The organism is Pseudoalteromonas sp. CuT4-3 (genome assembly GCF_035666335.1).
In the GTDB taxonomy this organism is placed as follows: domain Bacteria; phylum Pseudomonadota; class Gammaproteobacteria; order Enterobacterales; family Alteromonadaceae; genus Pseudoalteromonas; species Pseudoalteromonas atlantica.
This window is the reverse complement of sequence record NZ_CP142030.1, coordinates 1,998,242-2,015,236: the sequence shown is the minus strand read 5'-3', so window position 1 is coordinate 2,015,236 and position 16,995 is coordinate 1,998,242. Positions and strand designations below refer to the sequence as shown.

17 protein-coding genes are annotated in these 16,995 nt (G+C 40.6%); 6 read left to right on the top strand and 11 right to left on the bottom strand.

The features are described 5' to 3' along the window. Nucleotides 1-25 precede the first annotated feature (25 nt). Both VOI46_RS09145 and VOI46_RS09140 read left to right on the top strand, forming a co-directional pair. Nucleotides 26-1,300, top strand: coding sequence for a sugar MFS transporter (locus VOI46_RS09145; protein ID WP_024033438.1), 1,275 nt, complete (start codon nt 26-28; stop codon nt 1,298-1,300). Then, nucleotides 1,300-3,852: a glycoside hydrolase family 3 N-terminal domain-containing protein gene (locus VOI46_RS09140; RefSeq protein WP_004586810.1), complete on the top strand. Its 2,553-nt coding sequence runs from the start codon at nt 1,300-1,302 to the stop codon at nt 3,850-3,852. Before VOI46_RS09145 ends, VOI46_RS09140 begins: the two co-directional genes overlap by 1 nt. Before the next feature lie 50 nt (nt 3,853-3,902). On the opposite strand, the gene VOI46_RS09135 is transcribed toward VOI46_RS09140, so the two are convergent. Then, nucleotides 3,903-5,078 (bottom strand): GGDEF domain-containing protein, encoded by a 1,176-nt coding sequence (locus VOI46_RS09135; protein ID WP_004586809.1) that lies wholly within the window; start codon nt 5,076-5,078, stop codon nt 3,903-3,905. Between the two features lie 130 nt (nt 5,079-5,208). Beyond that, nucleotides 5,209-6,102: a TIGR01777 family oxidoreductase gene (locus VOI46_RS09130; RefSeq protein WP_004586808.1), complete on the bottom strand. Its 894-nt coding sequence runs from the start codon at nt 6,100-6,102 to the stop codon at nt 5,209-5,211. A 170-nt stretch (nt 6,103-6,272) separates the two neighbouring features. Here VOI46_RS09130 and VOI46_RS09125 point away from each other — a divergent pair, with 170 nt between their 5' ends. Then, the gene (locus tag VOI46_RS09125; RefSeq protein WP_004586807.1) at nt 6,273-7,307 is read left to right on the top strand and encodes an AI-2E family transporter; all 1,035 of its coding nucleotides are present in this window, start codon (nt 6,273-6,275) and stop codon (nt 7,305-7,307) included. Between the two features lie 110 nt (nt 7,308-7,417). Here VOI46_RS09125 and VOI46_RS09120 read toward each other — a convergent pair whose 3' ends face one another. The 5 genes from VOI46_RS09120 to VOI46_RS09100 all read right to left on the bottom strand — a co-directional run bounded on the left by VOI46_RS09120 (nt 7,418) and on the right by VOI46_RS09100 (nt 10,551). After that, nucleotides 7,418-7,834, bottom strand: coding sequence for a hypothetical protein (locus tag VOI46_RS09120; RefSeq protein ID WP_004586806.1), 417 nt, complete (start codon nt 7,832-7,834; stop codon nt 7,418-7,420). After that, nucleotides 7,821-9,158 (bottom strand): ATP-binding protein, encoded by a 1,338-nt coding sequence (locus VOI46_RS09115; RefSeq protein WP_004586805.1) that lies wholly within the window; start codon nt 9,156-9,158, stop codon nt 7,821-7,823. The genes VOI46_RS09120 and VOI46_RS09115 overlap by 14 nt, the downstream gene beginning before the upstream one ends. After that, entirely contained in the window at nt 9,152-9,826 is a 675-nt protein-coding gene (locus VOI46_RS09110) for a response regulator transcription factor (protein WP_004586804.1), read from the bottom strand. Before VOI46_RS09110 ends, VOI46_RS09115 begins: the two co-directional genes overlap by 7 nt. Nucleotides 9,827-9,829: 3 nt before the next feature. Then, a complete protein-coding gene (locus VOI46_RS09105) occupies nt 9,830-10,093 on the bottom strand; it encodes a PepSY domain-containing protein (RefSeq protein ID WP_004586803.1) in 264 nt (87 codons plus the stop codon). Between the two features lie 155 nt (nt 10,094-10,248). Continuing rightward, nucleotides 10,249-10,551, bottom strand: a complete 303-nt coding sequence (locus tag VOI46_RS09100; RefSeq protein ID WP_004586802.1) for a YciI family protein — start codon at nt 10,549-10,551, stop codon at nt 10,249-10,251. A gap of 186 nt (nt 10,552-10,737) precedes the next feature. On the opposite strand from VOI46_RS09100, the gene VOI46_RS09095 reads away from it, so the two are divergent. Then, a complete protein-coding gene (locus VOI46_RS09095) occupies nt 10,738-12,162 on the top strand; it encodes a sodium-dependent transporter (RefSeq protein ID WP_004586801.1) in 1,425 nt (474 codons plus the stop codon). A 70-nt stretch (nt 12,163-12,232) separates the two neighbouring features. Here the strand turns inward: VOI46_RS09095 and VOI46_RS09090 are convergent, their stop codons facing one another. Both VOI46_RS09090 and VOI46_RS09085 read right to left on the bottom strand, forming a co-directional pair. Further along, complete coding sequence (locus VOI46_RS09090; protein ID WP_004586800.1) at nt 12,233-12,874, bottom strand: CPBP family intramembrane glutamic endopeptidase; 642 nt, start codon at nt 12,872-12,874, stop codon at nt 12,233-12,235. A gap of 67 nt (nt 12,875-12,941) precedes the next feature. After that, entirely contained in the window at nt 12,942-13,517 is a 576-nt protein-coding gene (locus tag VOI46_RS09085; RefSeq protein ID WP_004586799.1) for an inner membrane-spanning protein YciB, read from the bottom strand. 172 nt (nt 13,518-13,689) lie between these two features. Here VOI46_RS09085 and VOI46_RS09080 point away from each other — a divergent pair, with 172 nt between their 5' ends. Both VOI46_RS09080 and VOI46_RS09075 read left to right on the top strand, forming a co-directional pair. Further along, entirely contained in the window at nt 13,690-13,959 is a 270-nt protein-coding gene (locus VOI46_RS09080) for an HU family DNA-binding protein (protein WP_004586798.1), read from the top strand. Nucleotides 13,960-14,345: 386 nt separating this feature from the next. Then, on the top strand, nt 14,346-14,924 hold the full coding sequence (locus VOI46_RS09075; RefSeq protein ID WP_004586797.1) for a type 1 glutamine amidotransferase domain-containing protein: 579 nt from the start codon (nt 14,346-14,348) through the stop codon (nt 14,922-14,924). A 63-nt stretch (nt 14,925-14,987) separates the two neighbouring features. Here the strand turns inward: VOI46_RS09075 and trpA are convergent, their stop codons facing one another. Both trpA and trpB read right to left on the bottom strand, forming a co-directional pair. Further along, nucleotides 14,988-15,809, bottom strand: coding sequence for a tryptophan synthase subunit alpha (gene trpA / locus VOI46_RS09070; RefSeq protein WP_004586796.1), 822 nt, complete (start codon nt 15,807-15,809; stop codon nt 14,988-14,990). Next, nucleotides 15,806-16,990: a tryptophan synthase subunit beta gene (gene trpB, locus VOI46_RS09065; protein WP_004586795.1), complete on the bottom strand. Its 1,185-nt coding sequence runs from the start codon at nt 16,988-16,990 to the stop codon at nt 15,806-15,808. The genes trpA and trpB overlap by 4 nt, the downstream gene beginning before the upstream one ends. Between the last annotated feature and the right edge of the window lie 5 nt (nt 16,991-16,995).

The following is a 16,995-nucleotide window of genomic DNA, read 5'->3' as shown; positions in this document are numbered from 1 at the left end:
TATAATTATAAATTGCGGAGAGCCCATGGCCAGTTCAGCACCACTGACGACACACACACAGTCGCAAAACTACCAAGATAAAAACTATGGTTTTGCATTAACATCTTTAACTACTTTATTTTTTATGTGGGGATTCATTACCTGCTTAAACGATATTTTAATCCCGCATTTAAAAGCGGTGTTTAACCTAACTTATGTTCAGGCAATGCTGGTTCAGTTTTGTTTTTTTGGGGCTTATTTTTTAATGTCACTGCCAAGTGGCTACATAGTTAAAAAATTAGGGTATAAAAAAGGCATTGTAGTGGGGTTACTTATAGCGGCATGTGGTTGTGTGCTTTTTTACCCAGCCGCGGCACTACATAATTACCCGGTATTTTTGTTTGCTTTATTTGTTCTGGCAAGCGGTATTACCTTGTTGCAGGTTTCTGCAAACCCTTATGTAAGTTTATTGGGCGCCCCTAAAACAGCGTCTTCTCGCCTTACCTTAACGCAAGCATTTAATGCGCTAGGCACGACGGTTGCCCCTACATTTGGTGCATTTTTGATTCTTGACTCTGCATCTGAAGCATTTTTAACGCCGGCACAAAATGCAGAATCGGTTCAACTTCCTTATTTACTATTAGCAGGCATGCTTATTTTACTAGCCGGTATTTTTGCATGGCTTAAATTACCAGACATAATGAATGAGCAAAAAGAAGCCGCTGAAAAGTCAGAGACAATTGAAGGTAGTGCATGGCAATACCGCCACCTAACCCTCGGTGCTGTGGGTATATTTATGTATGTAGGTGCAGAGGTTGCGATTGGCAGTTTTTTAGTTAGCTTTTTAGCACAAGAAAATATTGCTGGATTAAAAGAGCATGTTGCCGCTCACTACATCACATATTATTTTGGTGGAGCTATGGTGGGGCGTTTTATTGGTGCAGCGGTAATGCAAAAATTACCCGCTGGTAAAGTACTTGGCTTTAACGCAAGTATGGCTATTATTTTGGTGGTTATTGCCATGAGCACGTCGGGTCAATTAGCAATGTGGTCAATACTACTGGTTGGTTTATTCAATTCTATTATGTTCCCAACTATTTTTAGTTTAGCGTTAAATGGCCTTGGTAAGCATACCGCGCAGGGCTCTGGTATTTTGTGCTTGGCGATTGTAGGGGGTGCAATAGTGCCTCTTTTACAAGGTGCACTTGCTGATAGTGTGGGTGTTCAACTTTCGTATGTTTTACCTATTTTTTGTTACTTATTTATCGCGTTTTATGGTTTAAGCGGAAGCAAACCAGTTCAAGCTCAGGAGACTCTATAATGAAAACCCTTTTTTCACTTAATAAAATAGCACGTGCCTCATTAATTGCATCACTAGGCATTTTAGCGGCTTGTTCAAATGACGGGACCACCACTCCTGAAGCTAATAATGCGCTGTCTAAAACAGAGAAAATTTGGCCAAAACTTAATATTGCCGTAAAACAAGACCCAAAAATTGAAGCTAAAATAGCCGATTATTTAAAAACGATGACACTTGAGCAAAAAGTAGCTCAAATGATTCAACCAGAAATTCGTGATATTACCGTTGAAGATATGCGCAAATATGGCTTTGGCTCATACCTAAACGGGGGCGGTGCCTTTCCTAATGGTGATAAACACGCAACACCAATGGACTGGGTAAAATTGGCTGAAGATTTTTATCAGGCGTCGGTAGATGATTCTATCGATGGCAGTAAAATACCCACAATGTGGGGCACCGATGCGGTGCATGGTCACAATAATGTAATTGGCGCGACCTTATTTCCGCATAATATTGGTTTAGGTGCGGCAAACAACCCTGCATTGATTGAGCAAATAGCAGCTATCACTGCGGTTGAAGTAATGGCAACGGGTATTGATTGGGTATTTGCACCTACAGTGGCTGTTGTGCGCGATGATCGCTGGGGCAGAACCTATGAAGGTTATTCAGAAGATCCTCAAATAGTACGTGATTATTCAGCCGCAATTGTAAATGGTTTACAGGGCAAGGCCGATGGCGACTTTTTAAGTGATAAACGTGTTATTAGTACCGTTAAGCACTTTTTAGGTGATGGCGGCACAGTCGATGGCGATGACCAAGGTAATAATATCGACAGTGAGCAAGATTTGTTTGATATACATGCCCAAGGTTATGTAGGCGGCTTATCGGCGGGAAGTCAGTCGGTTATGGCATCGTTTAATAGCTGGCATGGAGTTAAAAACCACGGCAACAAATACCTGTTAACCGATGTGCTTAAAACCCGCATGGGCTTTGATGGTTTTGTGGTAGGGGATTGGAACGGCCACGGTCAAATTGAAGGCTGTACAAACGAAAGCTGTGCACAGGCTGTTAACGCGGGGCTTGATATTTTTATGGTGCCAACGGGCGCTTGGAAGCCGCTGTACGAAAACACCATAGCGCAAGTCAAAGCTGGCGAAATCAGCATGTCGCGCATTGATGATGCAGTAAGTAGAATTTTACGCGTTAAATTGCGTGCCGGTTTATTTGATAAACCAAGCCCAGCTAAGCGTCAGTTTTCGGGTAAAACTGAGCTAATTGGTGCGCAGCAGCACCGCGAAGTTGCGCGTCAGGCAGTTCGTGAATCACTTGTTTTACTTAAAAACAAAAACAATATTTTGCCTCTTGATGCAAACCAAGCTGTACTAATTGCCGGCGATGGAGCCGATAACATAGGTAAGCAGTCGGGTGGTTGGAGTATTACTTGGCAAGGGACGAATAACAAAAATGCTGATTTTCCTGGTGCCACGTCTATTTACGCAGGTCTTGAAAAACAAATTACTGAGGCGGGTGGTCGTGCCATTTTAAGTGTGGATGGCTCATATGATGAGCTCCCAGATGTAGCGGTTGTGGTATTTGGTGAAGAGCCTTATGCAGAAGGCCATGGCGATAGAGATAACCTTGAATTTGAGCGTGGTAATAAAAAATCGCTCGCGTTATTAAAGTCGTTAAAAGAGCAGGGTATTACGGTTGTATCGGTATTTATTTCCGGTCGCCCAATGTGGGTTAACAGTGAATTAAATGCCTCAGATGCATTTGTTGCAGCATGGCTGCCAGGTACAGAGGGTGGCGGTGTTGCCGATGTTATTTTAAAAGGTAAAGATGGCAGTATTCAACATGACTTTAGCGGCAAGCTTTCGTTTTCATGGCCTAAAACAGCAGTACAAGCAACGGTTAATAAAGGCGATGACGATTACAGCCCATTATTACCGTACGGCTTTGGTTTAACTTATGGCGATAAAAATGTATTGGCTGATAATTTAGACGAAGACTCTAAATTAGATAGCTCAGCACTCACTAGTATGGATATTTTAGTTGGCGCACCGGTTGCTCCGTGGCGTTTATTACTTAAATCTGGCGATGAGCTATTAGATGTATCAAGCAGTACTCATCAACTAGGTGCACTTAAATACCGTACTGAGGATAAAACAGTTCAAGAAGACGCGCGCCAATTTAATTTTAGTGGCGAGCAAAAGGCAAGTGCTGAAATAGTCACAAGCTTTGCAGAAGATACCATTACGTATTTAGAGGCTAATGGCGTTATTAGTTTTGATATTAAACTCAATGAGCCACTAACCGATGACGTAAACCTTGCTATGACTTGTTCAGGTGAGTGTGGTGGTGCGATTGCCTTGAGTAAAGTGGTTGATCAATCAATCAAAAATAAATGGCAGTCGGTGTCGGTAGACTTACGTTGTTTTGCTAACCAAGGCGTAGACTTTTCAAGCCTTACAAGCCCGTTTAGTTTACATGCAAGCAGTAAAACCTCAGTGTCGGTAGCAAACATTCAGTTTGTGCCTAATAAGGCAGACTCTGCTGGGCTTAAATGTCAGTAATCATTTTGTTTTAGTGTGTATGTCAAAGCCCTTCAATTGAAGGGCTTTTTTTATGTGCAAACCGGTTTGTTATTTATAAAAGGGTTTTGTGCAGATTCATATATAACTTTGTCGCGTCCTGTGGTTTTAGCAATATACAAGCGCTTATCTGCCGCACTAAGTAGCGATTTAAAAGAGCTTGTTTGAGTATCGCTGCATGCCACTCCAGCGCTTATTCTTAAATAAATGGTGTTGCCGTAATAGCTAAAGGGCTTGTTTTTAATGTTTTTTCTGAGGGTGTTTGCCGCGCACTGTGCCTCATTTAAAGTGCAGTGGTTAAGTAAAATTGCAAACTCTTCGCCGCCAACACGCGAGGTCACCGCGCTGTTAGAAAAAAGCGCGGCAATATGTTGCGAAACCCATTTAATTGCCTCATCACCTGCATCGTGTCCATATTCATCGTTAACGCGCTTAAAAAAGTCTATATCGACCATAATAATGCTAAGGGGATGCTCGGCATTATTTTTATTAAATAACGTATTGGCCACTGCATTTAAACCGCGTTTATTTAATAGCTGGGTTAATGGGTCACGATTAGCAAGGGAGTTGAGCGTATGCTCTGTATTGGCAAACACTAAAAAAGGCAGCAATAGGGCGGCGCTAGTGGCAAGTATTAAGTGTACAGCCAAAGTAAATTGCAAAACAGAGGCAAAATTAAAGTTGAGCGCAGTAAAAAATGGCAACAGTAATAAAACTCCCTGTATTAGCATAACGAGTGCGTGCTGTAATAGGCAAAGCAATAGCATACGTTGTTGTAATTTTGCTATAAAGCGGGTGCTTAAAACAATATACGAAGCATACAAAAATAACCCTGCCACAGTTAAACTAACCAATACTTGCTCTACAGCGGTGTTGTAAACTACGAGCAAAAAAACCGCAGCCACGAATAGTAAATAGCTAACTTGCTTGCATATGCTTTTATTTAAAGGGCTGAGTGCTTTTAATCCCATAATTAAAAAAAGTGGGCAAGCAATAATAAATAGACTGGCAAAGTAATGGGTAATAAACGGCCATGCAATGATCATGCGTAAGCTTGCGCATAGTATGGCGAATGTAAAGGTGGTACAAGCTAGGCCAAAATATAAAAAACTAGTTTGTTTTTTATATTGATAAATAGAGATAAAATACAGCCCAATTATAAGGTTTAAAATAAAAGAAAGGCTTATAACGGTTGGTAAGTGCAGCATAGAAAGGTTCTTTTATTATAAAACGACTATTTTAATGGAGACTAGATACTAAAGCTTATATTAATTACAGTAACCTAGCTTAAAGTAGTATTTTTATAACCTTTATTAGGTGTATCTATGCTGAATACACCTACTTTATTAAACTTCTTAGAGCCGAATCTATATCCGTAAAATGAAAACGGTAATTATGCGCTAACGCTTTTTTGGGTATTACATATTGCCCAGTAGTGAGCAAATCAGACATTTCACCCATTAACACTTTTAACACAGGGCTTGGCATGGTTAGGGCCGCAGGGCGTGACAATGCTTTACCTAAACTTTTGCTAAATACTTTATTGCTAACAGGGGTGGGTGCAGTGGCGTTAATTGGCCCGCAGAGCGACGTGTGTTTTATAATAAATAAAATCAGTTGAATCATGTCATCAATATGAATCCACGACATACCTTGCTCCCCATCACCAATGGGGCCACCTGCAAAAAATTTAAACGCAGGAAGCATTTTACTTAAAGCGCCGCCGTTTTTGCTAAGTACAATTCCCGTGCGTAATAAGCACACCCGTGTTTTATCACTTTGCGCTTTTAGTGCCGCGTGCTCCCACTCTTTACATAGCTGATGGCTAAATTCATCATTTACATCGTCGGTGTCCTCATCTACGGGGGTATCGCCTTGGCGGCCATAATAGCCAATGGCACTACCAGATATAAATGTAGTAGGGGGCGTGCTGCAATTTAAAATAGCATCGCTGATTTGCATGGTAAGGTTTATTCTGCTGTTTTTAATTGTTTGTTTTTGTGCCTGCGTCCAGCGCTTGTTGACGATAGGTTCGCCGGCTAAATTAATTACAGTATCAACATGGTTAAAATTAACCTCATCAACGGTGCTTACTACATCAATATTATGACCAAGCAATACATGGGCTTTGGTTTTATTTCGGCTCAGTACGGTTACTTTATGATGATGTAGCAAAAAAGGCGTTAAGTGTTTACCTATTAGGCCTGTAGCGCCTGTAAAAAAAATATGCATAAAAATCTTACCAATTTTAAGTGTACGATTTGTTTAAAATGTATACTATTTAAACTATCTAAATGCAAATTATTACGTTAACTAAAAAACAACGATCACTTTGTAAATATTTCATTTAATTAGTTTTTGCCTTACACTAAAGCGAATTTCATAAGAAAAGGATTGGCGCGTTGGCAAGTTTAACTGGCGTAAATAAAAGCTTAATAATATTTGCAGCCCTAGTGGTTGTATTAGCCGGTATTAAGGCCGCAAGTGTTATTATTATTCCCTTTATTTTGGCGGCGTTTATTGCCATTGTATGCAACCCGCTGATCACATTTTTTGGTCGCTATCGGATCCCTAAAGGGGTTTCTGTTGTTATTGTGGTGCTTATCATTGTGGGCTTAGGTGTAAGCTTAGGCGGCCTTGTAGGACAATCAGTTAACGACTTTTCTCAGCAACTTCCTGAATATAAAGCCCAGTTACAAGAAGAGTTCGTGTGGCTGGTCGATCTTGCATCGCAATACAATATCTTAATCGATAGAGATCAAATTCTCTCTATGTTTGACCCAGGTAAAATGGTCGATGTAGCCACGAATATGCTTACCGGCTTAGGTGGCGTAATGGCAAACATGTTTTTAATAATTTTAACTGTGGTGTTTATGCTTTTTGAAGGGCCTGCATTAAGCAAAAAAATTCATATGGCACTTGCCGACCCAGACAGAAAAATGGAGCAAATTGACCGCTTTTTGGTTTCTATTAATTCGTATTTGGCAATTAAAACATTAGTGAGTTTAGCCACCGGTATTATTGCAGCATTTTATTTATGGATTTTAGATGTTGACTACTTTGTGCTGTGGGGCGTGTTGGCCTTTATGTTTAATTATATTCCTAATATAGGTTCTATTATTGCCGCAGTACCAGCTTTATTGTTAGCACTGATCACACAAGGACCATTAACAGCCGGGCTTGTAGGTGCAGGGTATTTAATTATTAATACGGTAATGGGTAACATTGTAGAGCCTAAATTTATGGGTAAAGGGCTTGGGCTTTCTACCTTGGTGGTGTTTTTGTCGTTAATATTTTGGGGTTGGTTATTAGGCACTGTAGGCATGTTGCTATCGGTACCGCTTACCATGATTGTTAAAATAGCCCTAGAGGCAAGTGATGAAGGGCGTTGGGTTGCCACGCTACTTGGTACTGGTGAGTCGATAGACGATAAATAATATCAATTGGTTTTCATAGCTTTAAATTGCGTATTTGATTAAATAATTGATACAAAAAAAGCGATTAATACACAGTATTAATCGCTTTTTTTATGGGTGTTAATCCCCGTTTAAAGTGGCTTTTTAAGCACTTGAGTAAACTGTTCAATAAGTGCAAGTTCACATAATTTGTAATCAATAGCAGCTTGGCTGGCATTTGGCAGTTTTAATATATAGCGCCATTGGCAGCTTGCTTCAATATACTTTTGGTGGTTGTCGACGCTGCGCTTAAACAACATGAGTATTTGCGTATTTCCGCTTTGCTCTTCTAATTTAGTGAGTTCATATTTACGTTTTTGAACCCAAGTACCCTGATTGTATTTAGCCTGATTTATTTGGGTGTCTAAACACTGCGTATAGCGTTTAGTTTGGCTTGGCGTTGCGTTTTGCTCAAGCGTACACTGTGCTTGCGCACTGGCACTGGCACTGGCATTAGCACTTAGGGCTAATAGGCTCGCAAGTGTGATTAAAAGGCTATTTTTTATCATTGTAATTAAACTCTAAAATAAATTGTGCGCCGCCCAAGGTGTCCGACTTATTAATCGTTAAGTGTCCGTTATAAGATTTAACCAAGTCAGAGACTATCGCCATGCCAACACCGTGGCCGCTTTCGTAAGTATCAAGGCGGGTACCACGGGTTAATAAAGACTCGCGTTTATCCTCGGGTACACCGGGCCCATCGTCACTAATGCCTATGCACAGTGTTTTACTTTGAATGACTTGTATTTCTACTTGCGAGCGACACGCTTTACAGGCGTTATCAATTAAATTACCCAGTAACTCCATTAAATCTGTTTGGTCACCTAAAAAGTAATCTTTATCGGTCACGGTACAATTAAATATAATGTCTTTATCGCGGTATACCTTGGCCATTGCACTTAAAATAGAATCAACCACAGGTTTAACTGGAGTTTGCTTTTTCCATGTGTCTGATGCGCCAGTAGCTGCACGCTTTAACTGATGCTCGATCATCACATTTATTCTATCAAGTTGCTCTTGGGCATCGGCATCATTAGCAAGCGGGCTTGATTTTAATACCGCAAGGGGGGTTTTTAATGCATGTGCTAGGTCACTTAAAGAGGCTCTGTAGCGCTCTTTTTGACGTTGCTGCGACTCTAGTAATAAGTTTAGGTCTGATTTAATTGTTTGCAGCTCTACAGGGTATAAGCCTTTAATTTCTTGAATATCGCCCGACTCAATGGCTTTTATTTCTTTATCAAGACGTTGTAACGGCCGGCCGCTCCAAATAAATCCAATTGCCATTAAACCGGCAATCGCAATACCCATTATAAACATCCAATCGACTAAGGTTTGTTTAAAGCCATCCATTAACCTTAGCAATGCATCGTTTCGTTTGAGTAATATAAAACGTGCCTGCTCAGATTGGTCAATATTATTTAAAATGACCGTTAGGCTTAATTGCCAGTAAACCGCATTGTTGTATACCACACGTCTAAAGTCGGCCGCACCTGCTTTAGGCTCTATGTACTCGGGTTTAAAGTTTACATTTACTGCCGACTCTGAGTGCCAAACAGGTACATCATCGCGGTAAATCATTGCGTAGGTATCTGAATTTAAGTTATTAAGCTCAGGCGTTAAAATTGTGCTGGGCATAATAATGCCGCGCTCAGTAAAGTCGACTTCAGAAATAAGGGAGTATAAGTGGGCTTCTAGATTTTTTTCGGTGGTTTCGACTAATGAGGCGTAATACGCTTTACCAATCGAGTAAAACAAAATAGGCAGTGCCACCAATAAAACAAAGACAAGGATAAATCCTTGCCTTATTTTAAGCGATATTTGCGATGCTACCACTGACTTTTAAGCCTGTAACCACGCCCACGTAGTGTTTCTACTGGGTTTAATGTGCCTTCAGGGTCTAATTTTTTACGCAGACGAAGTACAAATACTTCGATAACGTTAGAATCAAGATCGAAATCTTGGTCGTAAATGTGCTCAGTAAGTTCTGATTTAGAAATTACTTTTTGCGGGTTAACCATTAAATACTCAAGTACTTTGTACTCATAAGCCGTAAGGCTAAGTTCTTTGTCGTTAACCCAAACTTGTTGCGAGCGAGTATGAATTTTAATTGGACCCGCTGTCATTTCAGGGTTTGCTTTACCAGCACTGCGGCGAATAAGTGCGTTACAACGCGCAATTAATTCTTCAACATGAAACGGCTTGGTTAAGTAGTCGTCGGCACCTGCGTCTAGGCCTTCAACTTTGTCTTGCCAGCGGTCGCGCGCCGTTAATATTAAAATAGGGATCGTCACGCCTTGTGCACGTGCTTTATTGATTAGCTCAATACCGTCAATTTTTGGTAAGCCTAAATCAACCACCGCCATATCTAGCGGGTACTCTGTAATATGGAATAGGCCAGCTTCGCCATCGTGACATAAATCAACACTGTAACGTTCTTTCTCTAAAGCATTACGTAGGTTGTCTGCTAAGTGTAAATCATCTTCTATAACTAAAATTCGCATTTGCTAATCCTTTTTCACTTCGCCGGTTTTTTTATTTATATGTAAATCAACGACGTGGCCGTCAGATTTGAGTATACGTACAGTATAAAAATTTGCTTGTTCTGTAATTTTTAAGGTTTTACCGTCAGTTTCTTCTTTTGCAAGTATTACGGCTTTCTTTTTGCTGATCTCAGTTTTTTTAACTGCTTTGGTAACAGTCGAACTTGCGTGTACGGCGCCACTGACGCTAATACAGGCAATTAAACCAAGGGTTAATAATACACGCATGACGGGAACTCCTAGATCAAACCCAGCTATTCTAATTAACTAAGCTACTAAAACTCAAGTAAAAACGTCCAATATGCGCTTTTACGTTCGCCAGCTTAATTAATTAGCAGTGAACCAACCCTGAATTAAATAACGTTTTAAATTCAGGGTGTTCGTTACGCTGGTAATACTTTTTTATATGGTTTTACAACGGTGTTTGCGTAAACGCCGGCTGCAACGTATGGATCAGAGGCTGCCCATTCACGTGCTTTTTCAAGTGAATCAAATTCGGCAATGACTAATGAGCCTGTAAATCCAGCATCTTGCGGGTCTTCACTGTCGATTGCTGGCAGTGGGCCGGCAACAAGTAAACGGTTTTGAGAGTCAAGTTCGCTTAAACGTGCTAAGTGGGCGGGACGGGCTTCTTTTCTAAGCGGTAAGCTGTTTTCAACGTCGGTTGAATAAATCATGTACAACATAGTAATTCTCAAAAAAATGTTAAGTTTAATAACGCAAATACTAGCACAACGTTGATAGTTGGTGAACAAATTACCGTTAAAGCTAGGTTTACAGTTATTAATTATTTTTAGTGTGTAATTGCTTGAAAAGCGCGGCACAACACTGGTAGAGTCGCTTGAATAACTTAAAAATAACAAGGTTAATACATGAGCAATAATAGAGAGCATTTTAGCTCCCGTCTTGGCTTTATACTGGCTGCAGCAGGTTCGGCAGTGGGTATTGGTAACTTAGTAGGTTTTCCTGTGTCGGCAACTAAAAATGGTGGTGGTGCATTTTTACTTGTATACGCTTTGTTTGTTGCTTTTATTTGTTTACCGGTAATGATGGCTGAAATGGCCATGGGTCGTAACGCGCAAAAAGATCCACTTGGTTCGTACAAAACGCTGGCAAATAACGAAAAAAAATGGAAGTTTGCAGGCTTTTTGGCTGTATTAACGCCGTTTATGATTGCAGTATTTTATATGGTTATTACCGTGTGGATTTTTGGTTACTTAAGCCAAACCGCCATGGGTAATTTAGATGCATTGGCAGATCCGAGCCATTTTGGCAGCTTTATAAATAGCTACACTGTCTTTGGCTACATGGCTGTGGTCGTTATTATTGTTAACCTTATTTTATTGGGTGGGGTTAAACAAGGCATTGAAAAAGCCGCTAAGTTTTTAATGCCGGCTTTATTTGTTATGTTGCTTGCCCTTGTAGCGTATGTATTAACGCTTGATAACGCCATGGCTGGTGTTAAATATTATGTTATTCCTGATTTTTCTAAAATGAGCGCCAGCGTGCTTAATGGTGCACTAAGCCAAGCGTTTTTCTCACTATCGCTAGGTATGGGCATTTTAATGACGTACGCCTCTTACATATCTAAAAAAGATGACATTGTTGGCAGTGCAAAAATGGTGGCTATTACCGACTCATTAGTGGCATTTGTTGCTGGTTTAATGGTGTTACCGGCAATATTTAGTTTTGATCCTAATACCGACCCAGCCGCGCTTTCTGACTCGTCTGTATCGATGATATTTGTATACTTACCTAAAATTTTATTAGCACTTCAAAATGATATTGGTTACTTTGGCGCGTCTGCAGTGGCGTTTTCGTTCTTTTTATTAGTGTTTTTTGCAGCGATTACTTCGCTTGTATCAATTGTAGAAGTACCTACAGCGACCCTTAGCGACCGCAAAGGGATCAGCCGTAAAAAAGCTTTAGGTATTTTAACGCTAGCCACCGGTGTGTTAACTATATTGTGTACTATGTCGTTTGGTATGGTTGATAGCCTAACGTCGTTTACTAGTTACGGCAGCGGTAATAAAAGCTTTTTTGATATTGTTTATGATGTATTTTACGACACTATATTGCCACTGAATGGTTTAATGGTGTGTTTATTTGTTATGTATCGCTGGAAAAAAGCGCGCCTAACAGATGAGCTAAGCCAAGGCTCACCAAATTACGCCGGTAGCTTTATGGAGAAATACGTTAACTTTTCGCTTTCTACGTTTATTCCGGTTATTTTATTAGCCATATTTATAAACACAGTAGCGACTAAGTTTTTTGCCTTTAAGTTATTTGGATTTTAGGCTAAAAGAAAGTTTTCAAAAGCCGCGTATTAACGCGGCTTTTTTGTGTTTAATATAGCGGCTTAGCTTATTAGCTGATAGCTCCTGAGTCTAATGAACTGCCAATCCCCAGTGTAAACATCCACAATCCCCATAAGCTATGTTCAATTACACACACTATGGTTGAGCGGCTTTGCGCGTAGGTAAACGAAAATAATAACCCGCCTAAAAATGCTAAGCCTACAGCCACCCAATTGGCATACACAATATGGGCAAGGGCAAACACTGTTGCGCTTACCACTATACGCACTCTTTTTTTGGGCATAATGCGTTTATAGCGATGAAAAAAGTAGGTTCTGAAAATTAGCTCTTGTGGGAATACCGACAGCAGCGGGTATAGAAGCAGTAAAAGTAGCCAGTTATAAAATGAGTGCAGCGGCATACTAAACCAATTTTCTTGGTGAATAATGCCGTAAAACACGCCTGAAAAAAGCGCTCCTAAAAAAAAGAAACTAAATAAACGGCGCTTTACTGTAGAAAACTGCCCCAGGCTTGTGAGTCTAAATCGCTTAAAGTGAGGGTCGTTCAGTAATAACATGCAGCACACACTCATTAAAACAATCAGTGCGGGTATTAGCCAGTTCGCTAGGTAGCTACGAAGGGTAAAGCCTATTAAAGGCAATAAAACAAATATTAGGGTAAATTCAAACCAGCGGTATTGATTGGCGTTCAAGGTCGTCTCTGATTGATTTTTTTTACACGCTATCAAGCAAAGACGACATTTTTATGACGAAGGTGTTTTACTTTGCGGGTTCTTCTTCATCAGGGAAGTACTTATACAAAGCAAAAATAGTGATCAAAATACTCACAAAAGTAATGGCCATTAAACCAAACACTTTAAAGTTAACCCAAAAATCGAGTGAGAAATTATACGCAATGTAAATATTCAGTACTGCAATACCTGCGGTAATGGCAACCCACATTAAGTTAAGCTTATTCCACACCGGCTCAGGTACTTCAATCGCCTGTTTAGAGTCGTTGGCGTTTTCAAGGATTGAGCTAAGGGCTTTTTTAACAAGATTTTTATTCAGCACGTAGCGGCTAATTAATAAGGTAAGGCTTAAGCCGGCATAAATTAACGTGGCTTTCCATTTTATATACTGCTCATCGTGGAGTACTAAGGTTAATGTGCCAAACACCGCTGCAATAGCAAAAAATAGCCATTGGCGGGCAGGTACATGGCCGTGCTTAAAGTAGCTATACGCAACTTGAATAAGCGTAGTGACCATTAAAAGGCCTGTTGCCCAGTAAATATCAACTAATTTAAATACCGCAAAAAATAATATTAGCGGGATGTATTCAATCAATGCGTGCATATACTACCTAAATTATACAAAAAGAAGTCAGGGAAGTTTTTACCACATAACACTAGGCAACTACAAGGTTGACTTGTTGCCCTGTAAGCCTTAGCCTGCGTGGCTTTAATTATCCATCTTCATATTCCCACACTTAACCAACACTGATTAAGTGTGCATTTAGGAGCCTAGAATGAACAAAGCACAACTTGTTGCCCAAATAGCCAAACGCAGTGAACTAACAAAAAAAGACACACAAGCGGCCCTTACTAGCTTACAAAAAGTAATTACTAAATCGCTGTCTGAAGGCGACCAAGTGCAAATTAATGGATTTGGTACATTTGCTTTAAGCTACTACCCAGCGCGCACTGGGCGTAACCCGCAAACAGGCGAAAGTATTGAAATAGAAGGCGCTAACAAACCCGTATTTAAACCTGCCAAAGCATTAAAAGATCTCCTTTAAATAGCAACTTGCATTGACCAGTACCAGCGACTAGTTCCTGCAACCAATACTTGCAAATAGCCCGGTTACCTTTTTAGGTTTACTTTGCGCTATTAATCACAAAATTACAGTTCGGCGCACCCCGCTAATAGGGTGCGTCTAGAAAATAAATACCCAGCTTTTAGTTAATGCTAACTACTTCATCTTGTAAGCAAAGCTTGTGTGCTGGTTTTTAATACGCACTTTAAATTAAGCTATGTAGATTGTTCAAACCCTCTAAATGATTTACATAGCTTTGATAGCTTTAATTTATATTATCCATTATTTTCAATAGGTTAAATTTGGCATCGGTTATGCTTTTAATAGGGTGATTGAAACATTTTATTAAACGCAATAAGGAGATCTATATGTCTACATTACAAACAAGCACTCGTTTACAAGGTAAAAAAATTGCTATTTTAGCCACTGATGGCTTTGAGCAAAGTGAGCTATTATCTCCACGTGATGCTTTACTTAATGCCGGCGCCGATATCGATATTGTGTCGGTAAAAGAGGGCGAAATCACCGGTTGGGATGAAGATAAATGGGGCGACAAAGTAAGCGTAGATAAACTTGTTACAAATGCCAGTGCCAGCGATTACGATGCGCTTATGCTGCCAGGTGGCTTATTTAACCCAGATACGTTACGCCAAGATAAGCACGCAAAAGCGTTTATAGACGGTTTTTTTGGCGCCGAGAAAAACAAACCCGTTGCAGCTATTTGCCATGCTCCTTGGTTACTTGCCGAAATTAATAAATTACGCGACCGTACCGTTACATCATTCCCAAGCATTAAAAGTGATTTGATCAATGCTGGTGCCAATTGGGTTGATGAAGAGGTGAGCGTAGACCAAGGTTTAGTAACAAGCCGCAGTCCTGCAGATTTAGAAGCATTTAATGCAAAATTTATTGAAGAAATTTTAGAAGGTAAGCATCAAGCTCATTAAGTTTAGAGCTTAATAAAAAAGGGCATTGAAAATGCCCTTTTTTAATGCGTAAATTTTAAGCTTTTACAGTGCGGTGGCCGCTTTCATATCAGCTACAAACGCTTTTAACTGCGTTGTCATCGCATCTAAATCATTAAGGTTGGCTTCAATAATTTTAACAACGGCCGAGCCTGAAATAGCACCAGCTGCGCCGGCATTTAGGGCGGCTTTTACATCATCGGGCGTAGAAATACCAAAGCCTAATAAAGCAGGGGCTGCATGGTATTCTTTTAGCTTAGTTACTATGTTACCCGCTGGCATTTGCGCTTTAGTATCAGTGCCGGTAACACCCGCACGCGATAATAAATACGTGTAGCCACGGCCGTAAGATGCACATTGGCGCAGAGTATCGTCATCGGCATTTGGTGTGGCAATAAATATTGGGTCTACACCGTTTGCCATGGCTGCTTTTCTAAACATTTTAGACTCATGCAGTGGTACATCAGCAACTAAAATAGAGTCTACGCCCGCCGCTTTTGCATCTTTATAAAATGTTTCTAAACCGCGTTTAAACACAAGGTTTGAATACAATAATAAGCCAATTGGAATATCTGCATTGTAATCGCGTATTTCTTTAATAATATCAAAGCAATCTTGCGTGTTAATGTTTACATCGAGAGCACGAATATTCGCCGCTTGAATAACTGGGCCATCGGCGATTGGGTCCGAAAACGGAATACCTAGCTCCAGTGCATCCGCGCCGCCATCAATTAAGCTTTTAATAATGGCAATACTTTGCTCTTTACCTGGGTCGCCAATGGTAACAAATGGCACAAATGCACCTTGTTTTTGCTCATTAAGTGCAGCAAAGGTTTTACCGTAACGATCTGTATTTAACTGGCTCATAGTTGACCTCCTTGTGATAAAACGCTGTGTACGTGGGTTAAGTCTTTATCGCCACGGCCACTTAAGTTAACCACTAAAATGCTTTCTTCTGTTTGCTCTTCGGCGTATTTAAGCGCATAAGCAAGGGCATGGCTTGATTCAAGAGCTGGAATAATGCCTTCGTTTTTAGCCAGTGCTTGGAACGCGTCAAGCGCTTCTGTATCGGTAATACCCACATATTGAGCACGGCCTGTTTCGTGTAAAAACGCGTGCTGTGGTCCAACTGCTGGGTAATCAAGACCGGCAGATACTGAGTATGACTCTTCAATTTGGCCATCGTCGTTTTGCATAATGTACGTATAGGTACCGTGCAATATACCTTTAGTACCTTTACAAATTGTAGCGCCGTGCTCGTGGGTATCTAGGCCTTTACCTGCAGGCTCTACACCAATAAGTTTTACACTTGGCTCGTCAATAAAGTCAGTAAACATACCAATGGCATTAGAGCCACCGCCAACACAGGCTAGTACGGCATCTGGTAGGCGTCCTTCTGCTTTTAGTACTTGTTGTTTAGCTTCTTCACCAATGATTTTTTGATACTCTCGTACAATTGTTGGGAATGGGTGAGGACCCGCTGCGGTACCAAGTAAGTAATGAGCGTCTTGGTAGTTTGCAGACCAGTCACGTAGCGCTTCGTTTACCGCATCTTTTAATGTGCCAGAGCCGGCTGTTACCGGAATAACCTCTGCGCCCATTAATTTCATTCTAAATACATTAGGCTGTTGGCGCTCAACGTCTTTAGCACCCATATAAATGCGGCATTTTAAGCCAAGTAATGCACAGGCTAGGGCTGTTGCCACGCCATGTTGGCCCGCTCCAGTTTCGGCAATAACTTCTTTTTTACCCATACGTTTAGTTAGCAACGCTTGACCAAGTACTTGGTTGGTTTTGTGTGCACCGCCGTGCAGTAAATCTTCACGTTTTAGGTAAAGTTTTACTTTAGGGTTTTTAATTAAATTACGCGTTAAAGTAAGCGGCGTAGGGCGACCGGCATACTCGTTTAATAATTTTGTAAACTCAGCCTGAAATTCAGGGTCTTTTTGTGCTTTGTTAAATTCGTTCTCTAACTGCTTAAGCGCAGGGACAAGTAGCTCAGGTACAAACATACCGCCAAACTCGCCAAAATAAGCTGGATTTTGCATTATAA